This is a genomic window from Paraburkholderia humisilvae, from assembly GCF_902859855.1.
In the GTDB taxonomy this organism is placed as follows: Bacteria; Pseudomonadota; Gammaproteobacteria; order Burkholderiales; family Burkholderiaceae; genus Paraburkholderia; species Paraburkholderia humisilvae.
In genome coordinates, this window is record NZ_CADIKH010000009.1 from 156416 (window position 1) to 172812 (window position 16397).

Here is a 16397-nt window from a genome sequence, read left to right on the forward strand (position 1 = left end):
GGTATGTCGTCATGTTCACCATCCTTGTGATTGCCCTCACACTGACGATTTACATCCTGGCGTATTGGCACAAACGTGATCGCTTGAAACTGACGTCATCGCTGAACGAAGCGCGGCGGCGACTGAGTATGCTCGCCTCGACGGACGTATTGACGTCCCTGCCGAATCGGGAAGACATTTTCCGCAGAGTTCAGAACGAGATTGACCGAGCGCTTGCCACTACCTCGAATCTGCATGTGGTGTACCTCAACCTCGACTCCTTCAAGGCCTTTAACGACTCGTATGGCGTTGCGATCGGCGACAGTCTGCTTCGGGCACTTGGTGCCAGGATGGCCAGCGTCGCGCCGCCTGGCTGCGTGGTCGGCAGGATTGGCGGCGACGAGTTCGTGATCGTCATGCCGCACTCGACGTCCGGGCGTGTCCTCGAGTTCGCACAGATGCTCGTGACCAACACGAGGCAGGGGATTCGTGTTGATACAGGGGACCTGCTTCGGATCACCTTGTCGATCGGACTCGCGTCCGCTCCCAGGGACGGCGATACGGCCGATGTGCTGCTCAAGAACGCCAGCTGTGCGATGTCTGTGATTAAGTCAGCCGGGGGTAACGGATGTAGGCACTACAGCCAGGAAATGCAGACGAGCCCGTTGCGGCGCCTGCAAATCCAGCATGCGCTTCAGGACGCTCTGGAGAGCGATGGATTCCGGTTGCATTTCCAGCCGAAATTCGGCGGAGATGACCGGTTAATCAGGGGCGCGGAAGCGCTGATCCGGTGGACGCATCACGACCTCGGCGTAGTACCACCGCTCGAGTTCATTCCGATCGCGGAGAGCGTGGGCCTCATCAACCAGATCGGAAACTGGGTCATCCGGCAGGCATGTCTTCAGATCCGGCAGTGGGACCGGGAAGGTCTGCCGCCCGTTCGCCTCGCTGTCAACCTGTCGCCGCGGCAGCTAAAGCAGCCCGGCCTTGTTCAGGTGGTCAAGAGCATCGTGAAAAATCACGGGGTCGACGCGAACAGGCTCATGTTCGAGATCACGGAAGCGGTAGCGATCGAAGATTCGGAAGAAACGTCAGCCAGCATTAAGGAATTTCAGGCAATGGGATTCGATATCGCTATCGATGACTTCGGTACCGGTTATTCGAGCCTCGCATATCTGCAACGATTTCGTGCACGCCAGTTGAAGATCGATCGCTTTTTCACACGCGGGTTGGACGATCACGGCACCGAGGGATACGCAATAGTCTCGGCCATCATCGGTTTGGCTCACACGCTCAAGATGCAGGTTGTCGCCGAAGGCGTAGAGACGCGAAGCCAGTTGGAGAAGCTGCGCGAGCTCCAGTGCGATCAGGTACAGGGGTACCTTCTCGGCAAGCCGATGGATGCCAAGGAATTTGAGTTGTTCGTTCGCAATCACGTACCTGAGCCGGCATGATGAAGCTTAAGCCCACCCGGGAACAGGGCGCGGCTATCGATCTCTCCATGACGGGAGCCACATTCAAGGTGATTGCTCGGGCAGGATCGGGTAAGACAGCGCTGTTGAATATGATCGCGACGACCAAAGGGCGAACGCCCGGCGTCTATCTTGTCTTCGGACGGGAGAACGCTGCAGAAGCCCGGCAAAGGCTGCCCAAGTCAGTAACGTGCAGCACATTCCATGCACTCGCGTATCGTAGCCTTCCACCGGGCATCACGGCCAAGATCAACAACACGACAGAGACACTCGAGCTGCTCGGCCTCCGGATGGGTTTCAAGCCGATTGTGGTGCCGAACATCATGGGGCGGATGGTCGAGTTGAGCGGATACCATCTGGCGCAGATGGTGAATGACGCTGTTGCCCGCTTCTGCAAGTCGGCTGACCTTGCTCCGTCGGTGCGGCATCTGGACTGGAACCCGGTAATCGAGCGGCAGGCTATGGAGCAGGTGCAGCTTGATTTGATGCCCTACGTGCACGCGCTTTGGGCCGAGTTCCAGAGCCCGACGAGCCGCTTTCGCCTCAGTCACGACGGCTACCTGAAGATCTGGCAATTATCGCAGCCCGAGATAGAGGCGCGATACATTTTGCAGGATGAGGCGCAAGATGGGGATGATGTGATGTTGGACATCCTTGATAAACAATATCACGCGCAGGTCATCTACGCCGGGGATCCACACCAGCAGATCATGGAGTTTCGAGGCAGTGTCGACGCGATGCAGCGGGTCGTCGCGCCGGAGACCTGGCTCACCGAGTCGTTCCGGTTTGGAAAAAGCATCGCGGACGTGTCGTCACTGATACTGAGAAAGTTGGGCGAGACAACACCTATCCGCGGACAGGACTCGATTCACTCGGTCGTGATCGACGAGGCACACGACATCGATATTCCCGTGAAGGCTGTACTTTGCCGAACGAACGCGACGGCCGTCGCCCAGATGGCCGATGAATTGCGCGCCGGCCGGCGCGTAGCGCTTCGGGCAAATATCTCCGAGATCCGCAGTTTCTGTGAAGCGGCACGGCAGCTCATGTGCGGCGTGTCGCCAGACTCCTCAAAGGCGCTGGCGCTTTTCCGCGACTGGATGGAGGTCCAGGATTACGCCGAGACTTTTGCTGGCCGCGAGATTGCCCCCTACGTGAAGCTGATCGACGACCACGGCCCGGATCTGCTCGAGGAGATGGTCCGAGCGTCGGTGCCGGATCGGCATGCGGACATCACGATCAGTACGGCGCACAAAGCAAAGGGACTGGAGTTTGACTCGGTCCGTGTCGAAGGCGATTTCAGGTTCTTCCTTGACACGGAGACGAACCGGATGGAGCAGGCGGAAGAAGAGACGCGCCTGCTCTACGTGGCGATGACGCGCGCCCGGCAGTGGCTCGACATTTCGCCGCTGGCGGAGAACTTCAAGATGATGCTTGCAGATGCGCGGATTATCGAATCCCCGCAGGAGTGTCTGATGTAGCGCATCGCCACAGAAGGCGACCGTGCAGAAACACCCCCTGCATGCTCGCTCTATTCGGCTTTCTGGTCAGCTGGCGTTCTGTTCAACTTCGAGTCTGCGAAATGCCGCGGCGAGCACGCGGGCGCGAGAAACATTGGCGAGGGCAAGCATGGCAATCGAAACGGGCATTTCCTACGTGAAATCCAGCTTGAACGGCTGGATAGGTTGCACGCAGATCAGTCCCGGCTGTGACGCGTGCTATGCGATGGCCGGCGACCTCCGGTTTCACGGTGGGAAGCACTGGGGTCCGGGCGCACCGCGGCACCGCACGGCCGCGTCGAACTGGAAGAAAGCGGAGTCATGGAATCGGCAGGCCGCCGCCGCGGGTACGTTCTGGCCGGTGTTCTGGAACACTCAGGCCGACATGTTCGACAACGAAGTCCCAGACGAGTGGCGTGCCGACGCGTGGAATCTGTTCGCGCTAACACCAAACCTGACTTGGTTGCTTGTCACGAAGCGGATCGGAAATGCAAAGCGCATGTTGCCGGCGGACTGGGGCACAGGCTACCCGAACGTCTGGGTCATCTCTACGGTTGTGAACCAGGAGGAAGCCGAGCGTGACATACCGAAGCTGGCCGAACTGGACGCGGCGGTCAAGGGGATCAGTCACGGACCGGGCCTTGGGCCGCTCGACCTGTCCTTCCGTATCGAGAGCGGCCGGTACGCGGGCAAACGCGCGATCGATACGCTTGACTGGATCATCACCGAGGGCGAGAGCCGTCAGGGCCGCACGCCTCGCGAATACAAGATGGAATGGGCTGAATCGCTGGCTGAACAGGCGAGCGAGGCGCGTATCGCCTTCTTCATGAAGCAAATGGGGCATCTGCCTACGCGGGCCGGCGAACGGGTCAGGTTCAAGGGCAAGGGGGCGCACGTCCTTGAGTGGCCGAAGCCGCTCCAACGGCAGGAATTCCCGCTCGGCAATGTCCTCGTCCCCGAACCGGAGCATGCGCTCCGTGCCGTACATCGGATCATCCCGATAGCTGGGTGATCGGCTAACCATTCAAGTTTCGAATCCAGATGGAAAAACAGCCGGTGATGCAAGCGGGCGAGAGCGTCCGGGGAAAGAGCGGTGGGTATCTCGCCGTCAAAAAGGCGGTTAGCTGGCTGATTCCACTCGCTATCGGGGTGGGCGTGGCCGTGCTGGTTTTTCACAAAACGAGATTCGAACAACAGGCCGATGGCGTGATGTCCCCTTTGACGGCCGCCGAGCTGGGTTTGCTCCGTCACGATGAGGTGGGGCATGTCGGCCGGGTCTGGTTCCTCCGCTCACGTGATGGATGGTTTCAATACCGCGCTATCTACCGCGGTCTCGGGGGCAGGGTCGGCGTGATTCACGCCGTTACACGAGTAGATATTGCCAAGGTATGCGCAACGCTGCCCCCGGAGGATTGCAGGCTTCTGCGTCCTTATGCGATGCAGATTGCGAAGTGATCGGCGTCCGTGAGGTTGGCCAGCAGATCGGCACCATCGCCCTGAATCAGGGTCTCCGCATCGGCCACGCCGAGCTAAGGCAAAACAGAAGGTAGGCGGGCATGGAACGTGGCCCCGATAGTCGGGGGCGCCCGATAGATGGGTTCCGACATTTTCCTGACAGGAATTAAAGATTCATGGAAAACGGCCGATAAATTGGCAGTCGAATTTCGGGTCCGGGATTCTTGCGAGCCAGGCTACGAGGCACGCTGGAGTCTTTGTGCCCTCACTTGCAATGCCCACGTTTAAGGGGGCTAGAAACGGCGGTCTGACTTGAGATACTGGACTCAGTTGGACTTCTAACCCGGAGAGAATATGAAAAAACTGCTTTTGGCATCGTTGGTAGTGTGCGCCACTCTCGCTGCGTGCGGTGGTGGCGGTGGTGGTAGCGCCAACCCGGCCGGCGCGGCCGCCCCGGCGAGTGGCGCGAGCGGCACGAACCCGGCAGGCGGGGCAAGCACGACGCCGACGAACCCGTTCAACAACCAGCAGGCCCCCGGTGCGTCGACGACGACGGTCACGGGCGAGGTGTTCAATAGCGGCGCGACGGTCGGAGCGACGGTCGCGGCATACCTGGTCAACGCGGACGGTTCGAACGGCACGATTATCGGCACGGCAACGACCGGCACGGACGGCACGTTCAGCATGACGCTGAATCAGTCGCCTTATGAGACGGCCAGCTATGTCCGCTTGGTAGCGACCGGTGGCACGTACACCTCGACGTCCGACAATACAACGCAGACGAACAGCTCGCTGGAACTGGTGACGCCGTATATCACGACTGCGTTCAACAACTTCGTGATTACGCCGCTCACCCACGTCGCTTCGCAGCGTACAACGCAGGTGGCGTCGACGGGCGGTTCGCTGGCGAACGCCTACACGAGTGGCGCGGGCATGGCGCTGTCGCTGATCGGGATGTCCGATCCGATTCTCTCGCAGGACACTGGCACTCCGGGCGTGGACTACCTCGCTCTGGTGCCGGGCTCGGTGGGTGACACGCTGAATGCCTACGCGGACGCGCTGAACGCTATCGAAGCCTACGGCGTCCAGCATGACCTGCCATCGTCGGTGGTCGAGCAGGTGCTGTCCCAGAGCCAACTGACGGGCAACGCGTCGACGACGTTGCCGAACGGTATGGCCATCAACATCGGGCAGTGGCAAAGCGGCACGTTCGACACGTCGGCATCGTTCACGCTGGCTACGCTGGAAGCAGCGAACGCGAACGAGCCCCCGTTTGCGGAAATGCATCAGTTCATGCTGTGGGAGTATGGTGTCACCGACTGCGCGAGCGGCAACTTCACGCCGTATTTCACGCGCTTCCCGTTGGCTGCGGGGGAGCCAAACATCTTCACGTCAGGCGGTGCCTGCACGAGCTACGGCACCTTCGTATCGAACATCGACGCCAAGGTAGCGACGAATCAGCGAAGCATTCCGCTCGTCACGGGTCCGGGCTACGTTCCGCAGACGACTCCGGTGGTCGGCGTGGGTCAGTAACGCCTGATGCTGTGACCGGATTTGCACCCCGTCCCCGGGCTTGCCCCGGGGATTTTTTTTGAGTGTCCGGTTTGCACGGGTGTTCCAAACTCAAGGAAGAAACGTCATGGAAGGCGCTAACAACGTCTTGTCAGAGAAAGCGACCCGGGTGTTCGCAACGATAGACCAACTGCTTTCAAGGCAAAACACATGCGGGTGTCGCGGTGTTGGTTGCCCGGCGTGCATTGCTGGGACGAAATTACGAAGCATGATGGAGTCGCAACGCACAGGCAGCGAGCCGGAAGACATTGAGTCGGTCGAAACGCAGTTAAAGGTTCTGTTGGACGCGTCACTCCAATGTCATAAGCCGCGGTATTACGATTTCAGCCTGAAGGGAGCAAAGCGCGAGCTTGCCTTCCTGACTGTTGGCAGCGCGGGCGTGTTTCTGGCATGTGCTGCGAACTCTTTTGACAATCCCTTCGGCACACTGGCATTGACCCTTAGAATTGTTGCGGGAGCGCTCCTGGTTGGTGTCGCGTTGGGCTTCGCGATCATCTGGACCTTCCGCCCGAGAAGCGCACCGAAGCAATAAGCGATGGGGAGCCGGCTTTCACGTTCGATATCAACTGCGAAAACCGGATAGCGATTCTTTTTTAGCCCCGCGAGGCAGCGCGAAATGCGGTACATCGACTAGAATGCTTCCTGTCAAGAAGTTCCGGGGCTGGAAACCGTTACCCACTCTGCATCCCCAAAGCCATGAGACCGTCTGTGAAAGTCGATACTCCGGAATGGGTTGAGGAAAACGCCCATTTTTCCGACCCGCTACACCGTGTGTGGCTGCGACGCCGGCTCGCAATGTTTGGTGTCCCGGTCGGGTTTATCCTGCACAACCCCAGCCGGGCCGGCTTCGTCGAAAATGATCCAACCGTGCGGCGAGGCATTTCCTTCGCTGCGTGCATCGGCGCCAGCGACCTGATTTTCGTCAACGCGGCGACTGGCATCGCAACCGATGCAGACGGCCTGGCGGCAATGGACGATCCGATTGGCCCGATGGCCGACGAGGCGCTGCGCGTCGCGGCCGAATTCTGTCTCTCACGCGAGGGCATGCTAATCGCGGCATGGGGCACACCAAAAGGGACGGCCAGGACGCGCCGACTCATGGACGCCCGTTTTCGGGACATCCTTCGGCTTGGCCTGCCGCTGCACGTCCTGCGGGTGACCGAAAGCGGGTATCCCGAGCATCCGCTTCGTCTTCCGGGCGATCTCCGACCACGACCTTGGGAATACCCGGTTCCCGACATGAATCTCTGATGGTTATGAGCAAGTTATCGAATATCACAAAGGCGTTCCGCGAACAGTGTTTTGGCACGCCGGCCCAAGGCATGCGCACGCTGTGCTGCCTGGTCAGCATGTTCATTCTGGGGATTGCGCTAGGAACGATCGAGGGGAGCCCAGTGGTCGTCACCTTCTGCATGCTGCTTGTCATGGCGATCGTGCAGGGGATGTCGAGCGAAGACAGCCCGCTCCTCGGTCCCGTTGCAGCTGTTGCATTCGGGATCGGTGGCGCCATCGGATTGACCATTGTGGCATGCGCGACTCAGCTGCCTGCGAACCGGATCGGGTGGGTTGCAGCAGCGGGCGGTGGTGCGGTAGGGGCGATATGGTGGCTCATGCTGATGTCGAGGTGGATCTGGGGTGTGTCCACACACAACAATGGAGGCAAGCGTGGACCTGATTGAAGTGAAGGAGGGCGTCGCGGGCGCTGCTCGGCCGTTCGATACGGGAAGGTGCATCGATTTAGCCGCAGTGAAGCTCGCGCCGATGAACTTCATCGACGGATGGCGTGAAGATCCGGATGGGCTGATGGAACTGCTGCAGAGGGCCGTACCGGTCTATCTGGAAGCGGACTCGACTCGTCGGGTGGTGGCACTGATCGGCCGGATGATGCGGGAGACTCCCCGCGCGAATCTGATGGATCTCTATCGAACGCTCCACGCCGAGCCGGAGTTCGCCGCTTTCGCCAACGCGATGCTTCACGGATTCGTACCCGGTCGGCACGTCGGCTAAAAGTGAGTTCGGCCACCCGCGGACCGCGCATCTGATCCTCGCGGAAGACAAGGGGTATCGCGACACGGCGCCGGGCCCTCATGCGATGGCTTGTCAGTTCGAATCAGCGCTGGGCATGTCGTCTCTGGGAAGCGGGATCGATCAGTTTGTATCCACAGCTGACGCCGCTTGAGGTGCGATCACTCTTCGGTAAACTTGGAGTGTTGGTCATCGTCATGACCGGATTTCAACAAAATGAGGACAAGCATGAAGAAGCTGTTGTTGTTGGCGGTCGTCGCGTTGCTCGCGGCGTGTTCGCATAAGGAAGAATCGACCTCGCAGACGCCGGTTCTGGAGAATCTCGTCGGGACGTATTCGGCTCTGGACGCCGACGGGAAATACTACGCCCGCCTGAAGGTCACGCAGGAGGGCGGCAAGTACGTTTTCTATGAGATCGTGCCATTCTCCTCGCAACCCGGACCCCATCGGCTTGAAGGCGATGTGGTACCACTGACGCAAGAGGCGCTGGGGGCGATCGTCGGGAAGAAAGTTGACTTCTCGGTGGACGGCCTCGAAGACCATTATTTTACGATCGTCAAGGTACCGGTGGGCTGGACTTGGGGACGCTTCACCTCGCAAACAGGGTACGTCATGATCGATCGCCTGGGTCCGCGCGATGTCAAGAAAGCGGATAGCCAGGGCTGATGCATGAGCGAGCAGCGGCCCCGTGGCAACCTGGGATGGCAGATCGTATCGATCCTGATCGTCTGCGTACTGGTGTTCTGTGCCGCCGCAAAGGTTGTAGTCAGGAACGAGGGCGCCTTCTCGCGATGGATCGACGAGCAAACGCGCGGCGTGCAGGTAATGAGGCAGGGCGTCGGAACGCTCGTGACGGCTGCGCGTGATCCTCAGGGCAAGGTAAAAAGCGCGATTGTGGTCAACGCGTATCCAGGGACGCTCGCCGCCGCAGTCGAGTTGACCCAAGGCTATCTTGCGGCGTCGCCTTTTCTGTTCCGCAGTGATACGTCTCCCATGCCTTCCAATATCGTCGTGACCTCCGCCAGCATTCAACCAGAGGGCAAGGTCTTGGTGATCGCCACGGCCGCGGGAGAGAGATGCAGGCTCGAATTGCTACCGGCTCGTAAGACAGATTTTGTAGGTGCCGGATGGACGATAGAGGACGCGCATTGCACCCCATAGCAGGAAGAGATATGGGCGCCGTGTTGAAGTGTCCGTACCGATTCCTGTTGGCTCTCTCCGCTATCGGCACCGGGCATGCTGTTTGGGCACGATGCTCGGCGCCTCTCCAGGCTTGTTGACAGCTGGCAGGGTAGTACTGAGTTGGGTGTAGAGCACATCGAGAAGAGCGGGATTTCGATCAAGACGGGCCGCGAAAGCGGCCCATTTGCATGCAGAGAGGAAACCTGATGCTCACACGTGAGATTCCATCTCCTGAAAGTCGCGTTGCGCCTGCCCTCTATCTCGAGCTCCGGGGGTGGCTTCTGGCCAACGATCCCGACGCGCGTCGGATCGTTGAGTGGTCCGCGCACCGGCGATCGCCGCCGGATTCCCCAGAAAAGATGGCGAGCGAGATCATCTGGATCGTACTTTGCGCAGGGCGATCCGCCCAGGCAGCGCGCACGATAGAACAGAAGGTGTGGTCGGCCATTCATCAGCAGCGCCCCGTGGTGGAGGTGTTCGGGTTCCGCGGTAAAGCCGCGGCCATCGAACGTGCATGGGCCGAACGCATCCATGATTTCGAAGCGTTGCAGAAGGTCCTCGCGCTGCATGAACCAGCGAAGCTTGTTGATTGGTGCGGGAATTTACCTTGGGTTGGTGAGGATACGAAATTTCAGCTCGCAAAGAACTTCGGCGTCGACGTCCCGAAACCAGACATCTGGCTTTGCCGACTGTCAGGCTTGCCGGACAGGCCGCGCCGTAACGCGGCAGTGCGGTTCGAGGCGTGCATGAACCTGTGCCGGCTGTTGTCGGTGGCGTCTGAAGATAGCGTTGCGACCGTGGACAGTGTTCTTTGGCTCGCATGCAACAAGGGCATCCTGCAGGTCGACGCGGATGCGGGGGCCGTCCGTTTCTCGCCAGGAACGATCACGCGAGCCGAAGTCATACCGGAATCGTCCGTTTAGAGATCGATGCCTCACGCGTGGGGGCTAGAACGGGTTGGCCGAGGACGTATTCTGATTGTCATAAACGGCATAACTAGTGCGCCCACGACGGACATCGGCCGGCGTGGACCATCGATCGTCGACAGGATGGGTGAATGACAGGAAACAATGGGCCAGAGGCTTTCGGACGTTGTGCGGTGAACGGGCGCACGAGTCTGCCGCTGGCTGGTGATGAATGGACGGTCTTGAATGTCGTTGCTGAACATCGCGAGATTCGTGGCACGGCCATGGTTGCAGATCTGGCGTTCGGGCGTGCGACTGCATCGCGTGACGAGCGTGTGATGCGCGTGTCGAAGGCGCTGACCGGACTACGGGACTACAGGCTGGTGGAGTGGTCAGAGAGTGAGGGCGGCGCAGTGTTATGGAGGCTTGCGTCGGGCGTATGCGCGACGAACCTCGCGCTCCTGTTCGCGAGGAGTCGGCCCGATCAAGGGTGAGCGAGGTTCCTGGGAAGAACCGTTATACGACGGAGTGTTGGAGAGCTGGTGCAGGAACGAGCAAAGTGACAATTGCCCATGAAGATTGCAGAGATCGGGCACTTCAGGGGAAATTGTCCACAGGGATACCAACAGGATCTGTGGATAATTGTCTGAATTTCAGAGGGAGAGAGTCGGGCATGGACAAGTCCGATGTGTTTCAACAGACGTGCGTGGCGGGGCGTGAATTCGAAGGCGTGATCGCGTCGACCAGCGTGCCTTTTATCTGCTGCCGATTAACCGGAGAAGGGGTGCCATTGCATCTCGCCGTGCTGGAATGGAGGCCCGCTTCAGCACACGACGCGAGCACGACGGGAAATGGCTGGTGGTTGCTTCGTGGCGAGAACGGACCGGGAATCTTTCTAGCGAGATTCACCACGGCCGACGCGAATAAGCTGGCGGACGAATTCGGCATTCCGACGGCTGCAGCCGAGCTCGAATCGCCCGCGGTCAGACAGGAGTATTTCTTGTCGTCGCCGGCGTGGGAAGGCTTGCGATCCTGGGTTGAGCGGGACATACGTGATGGGCTCCAATCGGACCATTCTGCAGCCAGAGCCGCATGGTGGTACATGCGGGCGGTGCGCCAGATCGAGGTGCTCCGAAGCCTCGATGCGCAGACTGGATAGGCTGCAGCCGGCGGTTTCCCGCCGGCGCCGAGAAATTGCGCCACAATAGATGCCTCGCTGTCTGCTAACCAGGCTGTGAGTAGCGCTCGCGTCCGGCGAGGCCGGGCGGAGTTTCCATACGAGTCTTACGGGAGATCACGATGGGAAGCAATCTTGGAATTTACGTGGCGATACTGCTGTGCCTCGCCGCTGTTGCGCGGTATGGCATAAAGAAAGGAAAGAGTAGGCCGGAGGCGGCGCGGGCGTTCGGTATCCTGGCGACGATGGCTGGGTTGCCGATCGCTGCGCAGGCGATCGGATTGCTGTTCCATCCGTTCGCTTGATCGCTGGATTCGAAAGCCGCGCTTGCGCGGCTTTTTGCTGCCGGCTCCATACCTGGAATTCAGGCCAACGCTCTCGGAAGCGTATTGAAAGATTCGTGGCGCACAGGACAAGGTATAGCCTGGCGACGGTCGAGCCTTAGAGATTGGGGACGCGACCTTGAGTGGTTTCGGGGGATGGCCAATCGTTCCGTTTGCTGTGCGATTCGCGCGCAGGCAGTAAGGAGCGCCGGCCGCGAAGCCTGCCGGCACCGCCCCCCAATCATCAGCCAACCGCGGGCAGCCCACTAACCCATTCATGATTTACAACAAGGGCTTCCCCGCGTGGCTCGTGGTGCACATCCCCGACGCTGAAGACTTTGACGCTGCCCTGATGACAGCTGCGCGAAACTTCCCATCGAGAAGTTGTCAGGGTAGAATCAGATTGCTTTTTGAGGTCTTCGGTACCTCCTGGTAGCTGGGCCACATCCAGCCATTGCTCAAGTCTTGCCCTCGGCAGCTTGCACGCTCATCGGTTCGACCCTCGGGGACTTTCTCCGTGGGGAGGTAAGTCTTCGATTTTCCTAATCTGGAGGCTTACATGTTCTATTCCCATATGTTCTACGGTGGTCACGGTCTAGGCTCGATGGTCGCCGATGCCGTCATCCGCTCGGTGATTTACCACGTGGTTGGCAATGCCATGCGCGGTTGGGGCGGGTATGGCCACGCTTCATCCGGTTTGATGCTGATCGGCGTCGCGCTGATCGTCCTGGTGCTTGCTCTCGTCGTGTTTCGCTTCCTCGCCAGCGCGCTCAATGCGGTTGGCCGGAGCGTTCGCGGTGGTAGCCGGTACTAATTCTCTGACGCTATTCGCGTCGTGATTCCTCGTAAAGACGTGCTGCCAATGGCTGGTGCTGTTGGTAGTGGGTCATCTTTCTCAAAAGGAGATTGATATGAAATCGTTCGCAAAAATTGGTCGCACCGTTCTCGTCACGTTGATGATGCTCCCGCTTTTCGCACATGCTCAGATGTACCGACCGCTCGTTCAGTACGGCGAGCCCGTTTCGATGTCGGCATCGACATATAACTCGGGGGACGCATTGCAGAACGGCGGTACCGCTCTGTTCGGGCAGGTTGTCAACGCTCGTCCGGTGCTGATCGATACGGGTGCCGGTCGCCAGGTAGGCGTGGCCTTAGGGGTCGTCGGCACGTTGCTCGGCATGGGGCATCACAGTCGCATGGATCCGCTCATTGGCGGCGCTGTGGGTGCGACCGTTGGCTACGTGGCGGGTAGTGCGATCAGCAAGGTCCGAGGTGTTGAGCTGATCGTCCGTACGCAAGACAACCGCTTGCTCACCGTCGTTCAGGCGATAGACGACGGCGGCGTGTTCATGGCCGGGCAACCGGTAGCTGTTGTCATGGTCAGTGGTCGTCTGCGCGTCGAACGCGTATGACGCGTAGTAGCAAAAAAAGGCGGCCTTCGGGTCGCCTTTTTCGTTTTTGGCGCTGGAACGGCGCCGAATCTACGGAGGGTGTTTGGGCTCAAGCGTATACCCGCCGCGGGCCTCAACATTTCTTTCAGACGCACATATAATGACTTTTTATTAATCCGCAGTTGAAGCGTGTTGTGGTTTAAACGCTTCCGAAGAATATAGATGCAGACAATTATCGGAATTTCTGGCGAAGAAGCGTCCATGGAACCAGTTGCCCGCACGTGGGGGGCTTGATCCGTGAACGTAACAATCAAGCTACCCAAAGGGTGGTCGATGCGCTCAAATACAGCGTACGGAGTGGTCATCGATGCACCGCACGGAAGCGTGACAGTTGACGTCGGCATGCGCAACTTTACGCTGGGCGAGCAACACGTGATGCGATATGGCACCTATGCCCGACGTGGTTGGCGTGACCGGCTTTACCGGGATGCGATCAAGTCGCTCGTCAAGCTCGGGAAGGACCTCGAGGAGCGCAAGAGCGCCGCGACCGGTTCGTGACGGCCCGGATGGGCACCGTACTTTGCGGGCCTACTACTTCCCAACAGGAATCACGGCGAGTAATATAAAGACATCGCTTTACCCTGATGTCCCATGACCTTTGCGTCTGGGCGTCCGGCAGCTGGGCCGTATCTAGCCACTTGGCAGTTGCAACGTGATTTCCTTTTTTTGGAGCACGTGAATTCTGTCTGCTTCACGCGTCGATATCTGATCGCTTTTTGGCGGTCGTTATCAGTTCTCTACACCGTTCGGTGTTCTTTCCTTTGTCACCCTTGGGGCGCTACTTCTCCCCCTTGGGAGGCGTGGTTGCTCCAAATTTCCCTGGAGAACCACATGTTTCAAAAATTCCTCCGCACTCGTCTCGTCGCCGTTGTCGCCCGTCAGGCGATCGACTCGAACGAAAAGCGCGTCTGGTTGATGACGTCCAGTGGCTCTCCTTATGGAAGCCACAACTTTGTCAGTTCGAAAGAGCCGACGGAGATCCTTGTGAGCTGGACTCTGGTATCGAAGCACGATTCGGACATTGTCCGTCGTCTGCAGGTATTCCAGACCACGATCAAGGGCGCATCGGCCGTGATCTTCGTGGATTCCCACGAGGATCACAAACTTCCCCGTCGTTCCTGGCTCAGCGCTATCGGCATCACGTCGGACCCCACGTTCTCCGCCAAAACGAAGATCGCGGTCGCGTCGACCAATGTTGAAACGCTTTATCAGGACCCGGTGAACGAAGCGCGCAAGCGTCTTCTGGATCTGGTCGAAACGGGAAGGTGGGTGTCGACGACGCCGTTGCCCAAGTCGGATCCGAGCTTCAAGCGGTTTCTGATGAAGGTCACGTCGCTCGCGACCCATCGATGATTCTCGCATCGGGGTATCTCTGTTCCGTGCGGGATAGCGGTACTCCAATCATCTTGACAGGGGTACTACCATGCCAAGCATTGGTAACGTGACAGTCAAATCTCACGTGATTTCGGAAACGGACATCCGTCGTGTTTATCGATTAAATCATTGCTTGCTGACGGACGTGAAGTTCGAAGGTAAGTGGATGACAGTGTCGGTGAAACCGCTACGCGAGTTCTTGACCGAAGGGGGGCGAACCGGCGCCGTAGAGGCAGTCTCTCTCAGCAAGCCTCGCCGCACCATAATTGCGTAGTTCAAACGCGTATAGATCGTTTTTCCCAACCGGGGCACCCTACTCCGGAAGGGGTCGTGGTGCTCCAACTCTCTGTACAGGAGCCTCACATGAATGCGTATCAACTCGTTGCACACCGTGAAACCAGCGGCTGGAATTCGAGTCTGGACGATGTCAACGGCATCAATCTTTTCGGCATGCGTCCTGTGGAGGTTGCAGCGCAGGCCGGCAATGTGAAGGAGTTCCGGGAGATCATGTCCCATCCGGAATTTGATCCGACAGGTGCGCGTGTTCGCTATTTCTCCTGCTTGCTCCGCGATTATCGGGGTGAGCCAGAGGATGTCGTGGCGTACAACCAGTTGCGTCCGCTGGTGGAAACGGTTGAGCAAATGGCTGTCGTCAAGGTCGAAGCGTTGAATGGCTTCAAGGCCGAACAGCGGGTATCGGCTCAAGACGTGGAAGCCAGTCCGCCGCAGATGTACGCTGGGACGGTCTTGTCCGTCTGGAGCGATGCTACGGCCGACGTAAAGTGGGATTACAACCTCAACTTTGCTGCGGAACGTCATCTCGTCAGAAACGGGCGCGTCGAGCTTCATCACCTTCGTCGTATGTCGTAGGTGCGAAGTGGCTGTGAGAAAGTTCTAAACATTTCCCGACCGGGGCATCACTGTCCCCGAACGGGGTGGTGATGCTCCAATCAACTCAATGGAGTATTGCCATGTTTCGTCAATTCGCTCGCGGCTTCGTTGTTGCTCGCTTGTTCAAGTTCGCGGCAATGTTCGATCGTCGCTCCTTGTCGTTTGTTCGCCGCGTCGCTTCGTGGAATCTGCTGTACTCAGCAGGTCTTACGGCGTTGGTCGGTGGCATTGTCGTCCTGTACGGCTGTGCCTACGAGGCCAGCGCGCAGGTCCATCTGCTTCAAGGCAGTGGTCGCGCAGCGCTCGACGCATATCTCGCGCAGGTGTCCGCACATCAGCTGTCCTTCGGGGCATTCCTGGTGGAGTCGGTTACCGGTCGTTGCTATGCGATCAGCGCAGCTGTCCAGGGTCTTGGTTTCTGGATGGTATTCGGCATTGCACCGGTCGTCGCCAGCCTCGTACTGCTCGCGCGTTTCGAGGTGCGAATGACGCAGCGTTCTGTTGCGAAGGCAGTTCGCGCGTAGCCGATTTCGGGTGCGCGCTCACGTGCCAGAAGAAGACGCCCCGCAAGGGGTGTCTTCACTCTCCCGAAGCTGCTGCAAAGCAGGTTCGAGAAATCGATCACTTGCCCACCAACGCGGGAATCCACTTCCACGCGGGAGTGACATGTCTCGCATTTCTGCAGGAGATGAACCATGTCTCAAAAACACGTTGAAGATTTGTCGGGTTTTCCGGTGAAACCAGCTAACAACTGGCAACTCGCCCGGCAAAAAGGCGTGCCCGTTGGGCCGCGGGATGTGGTGGGGCGATGCCTCGCTTTTGGTGAAGGGGGCCAATCGACGACCATCGTCACTTACGACCCTAAGTCACGCCGCGTCCGAACAAAATCCGGAACCGTCTATCAACTCCTCCAGCCACGCATCACGTGCGCGGTTGCGCAACGCGGGTTGCTGATGGAGGTGGGTTTCGATTGACCGACAGACCGCTGCTTTCACTCGGAAGCGCAAGCGGTTTCTGGGGGGGCAATCGTTGCCTTGAGTCTGCATGCAGGCTCCTTCCCTTGTAAAAAAACAGCCCCGGTGATCTTCGATC

The 16397-nt window shown here is 59.0% G+C and carries 22 protein-coding genes; all 22 read left to right on the forward strand.

The features are described 5' to 3' along the window. Nucleotides 1-11 precede the first annotated feature (11 nt). The 22 genes from HV796_RS11785 to HV796_RS11890 all read left to right on the forward strand — a co-directional run bounded on the left by HV796_RS11785 (nucleotide 12) and on the right by HV796_RS11890 (nucleotide 16279). The gene (locus HV796_RS11785; RefSeq protein ID WP_246355810.1) at nucleotides 12-1433 is read left to right on the forward strand and encodes a putative bifunctional diguanylate cyclase/phosphodiesterase; all 1422 of its coding nucleotides are present in this window, start codon (nucleotides 12-14) and stop codon (nucleotides 1431-1433) included. Next, the gene (locus tag HV796_RS11790; RefSeq protein WP_246355811.1) at nucleotides 1430-2932 is read left to right on the forward strand and encodes a 3'-5' exonuclease; all 1503 of its coding nucleotides are present in this window, start codon (nucleotides 1430-1432) and stop codon (nucleotides 2930-2932) included. Before HV796_RS11785 ends, HV796_RS11790 begins: the two co-directional genes overlap by 4 nt. Nucleotides 2933-3080: 148 nt before the next feature. Next, nucleotides 3081-3962 carry a DUF5131 family protein gene (locus tag HV796_RS11795; protein ID WP_175226660.1) on the forward strand — a complete coding sequence of 294 codons (882 nt, stop codon included), beginning with the start codon at nucleotides 3081-3083 and terminating at the stop codon, nucleotides 3960-3962. Between the two features lie 29 nt (nucleotides 3963-3991). Next, the gene (locus tag HV796_RS11800; protein WP_175226661.1) at nucleotides 3992-4405 is read left to right on the forward strand and encodes a hypothetical protein; all 414 of its coding nucleotides are present in this window, start codon (nucleotides 3992-3994) and stop codon (nucleotides 4403-4405) included. 354 nt (nucleotides 4406-4759) lie between these two features. Further along, nucleotides 4760-5938: a hypothetical protein gene (locus HV796_RS11805; protein WP_175226662.1), complete on the forward strand. Its 1179-nt coding sequence runs from the start codon at nucleotides 4760-4762 to the stop codon at nucleotides 5936-5938. 106 nt (nucleotides 5939-6044) lie between these two features. Further along, the gene (locus HV796_RS11810; protein WP_175226663.1) at nucleotides 6045-6509 is read left to right on the forward strand and encodes a hypothetical protein; all 465 of its coding nucleotides are present in this window, start codon (nucleotides 6045-6047) and stop codon (nucleotides 6507-6509) included. Nucleotides 6510-6685: 176 nt separating this feature from the next. Further along, nucleotides 6686-7228 (forward strand): DUF1643 domain-containing protein, encoded by a 543-nt coding sequence (locus HV796_RS11815; RefSeq protein ID WP_246355812.1) that lies wholly within the window; start codon nucleotides 6686-6688, stop codon nucleotides 7226-7228. Further along, nucleotides 7228-7656: a hypothetical protein gene (locus HV796_RS11820; protein WP_175226665.1), complete on the forward strand. Its 429-nt coding sequence runs from the start codon at nucleotides 7228-7230 to the stop codon at nucleotides 7654-7656. Before HV796_RS11815 ends, HV796_RS11820 begins: the two co-directional genes overlap by 1 nt. After that, complete coding sequence (locus HV796_RS11825) at nucleotides 7643-7984, forward strand: hypothetical protein (RefSeq protein ID WP_175226666.1); 342 nt, start codon at nucleotides 7643-7645, stop codon at nucleotides 7982-7984. Before HV796_RS11820 ends, HV796_RS11825 begins: the two co-directional genes overlap by 14 nt. A gap of 246 nt (nucleotides 7985-8230) precedes the next feature. Continuing rightward, on the forward strand, nucleotides 8231-8668 hold the full coding sequence (locus HV796_RS11830) for a hypothetical protein (RefSeq protein ID WP_175226667.1): 438 nt from the start codon (nucleotides 8231-8233) through the stop codon (nucleotides 8666-8668). A gap of 3 nt (nucleotides 8669-8671) precedes the next feature. Then, the gene (locus tag HV796_RS11835; protein WP_175226668.1) at nucleotides 8672-9163 is read left to right on the forward strand and encodes a hypothetical protein; all 492 of its coding nucleotides are present in this window, start codon (nucleotides 8672-8674) and stop codon (nucleotides 9161-9163) included. A 227-nt stretch (nucleotides 9164-9390) separates the two neighbouring features. Further along, nucleotides 9391-10107 (forward strand): hypothetical protein, encoded by a 717-nt coding sequence (locus HV796_RS11840; RefSeq protein WP_175226669.1) that lies wholly within the window; start codon nucleotides 9391-9393, stop codon nucleotides 10105-10107. Between the two features lie 134 nt (nucleotides 10108-10241). Further along, nucleotides 10242-10583, forward strand: coding sequence for a hypothetical protein (locus HV796_RS11845; protein WP_175226670.1), 342 nt, complete (start codon nucleotides 10242-10244; stop codon nucleotides 10581-10583). 179 nt (nucleotides 10584-10762) lie between these two features. After that, complete coding sequence (locus HV796_RS11850; RefSeq protein ID WP_175226671.1) at nucleotides 10763-11248, forward strand: hypothetical protein; 486 nt, start codon at nucleotides 10763-10765, stop codon at nucleotides 11246-11248. A gap of 140 nt (nucleotides 11249-11388) precedes the next feature. Next, entirely contained in the window at nucleotides 11389-11571 is a 183-nt protein-coding gene (locus tag HV796_RS11855) for a hypothetical protein (protein ID WP_175226672.1), read from the forward strand. 577 nt (nucleotides 11572-12148) lie between these two features. Next, on the forward strand, nucleotides 12149-12403 hold the full coding sequence (locus tag HV796_RS11860; protein WP_175226673.1) for a hypothetical protein: 255 nt from the start codon (nucleotides 12149-12151) through the stop codon (nucleotides 12401-12403). A 97-nt stretch (nucleotides 12404-12500) separates the two neighbouring features. Then, nucleotides 12501-13001: an outer membrane lipoprotein gene (locus HV796_RS11865; RefSeq protein WP_175226674.1), complete on the forward strand. Its 501-nt coding sequence runs from the start codon at nucleotides 12501-12503 to the stop codon at nucleotides 12999-13001. A gap of 312 nt (nucleotides 13002-13313) precedes the next feature. Next, the gene (locus HV796_RS11870) at nucleotides 13314-13538 is read left to right on the forward strand and encodes a hypothetical protein (RefSeq protein WP_246355813.1); all 225 of its coding nucleotides are present in this window, start codon (nucleotides 13314-13316) and stop codon (nucleotides 13536-13538) included. A 486-nt stretch (nucleotides 13539-14024) separates the two neighbouring features. Further along, entirely contained in the window at nucleotides 14025-14393 is a 369-nt protein-coding gene (locus HV796_RS11875; RefSeq protein WP_246355814.1) for a hypothetical protein, read from the forward strand. A 384-nt stretch (nucleotides 14394-14777) separates the two neighbouring features. Next, a complete protein-coding gene (locus tag HV796_RS11880; protein ID WP_175226677.1) occupies nucleotides 14778-15284 on the forward strand; it encodes a hypothetical protein in 507 nt (168 codons plus the stop codon). A gap of 101 nt (nucleotides 15285-15385) precedes the next feature. After that, nucleotides 15386-15829, forward strand: coding sequence for a hypothetical protein (locus HV796_RS11885; protein WP_217477891.1), 444 nt, complete (start codon nucleotides 15386-15388; stop codon nucleotides 15827-15829). Between the two features lie 171 nt (nucleotides 15830-16000). Next, the gene (locus HV796_RS11890; RefSeq protein ID WP_175226679.1) at nucleotides 16001-16279 is read left to right on the forward strand and encodes a hypothetical protein; all 279 of its coding nucleotides are present in this window, start codon (nucleotides 16001-16003) and stop codon (nucleotides 16277-16279) included. The last annotated feature ends 118 nt before the right edge of the window (nucleotides 16280-16397 follow it).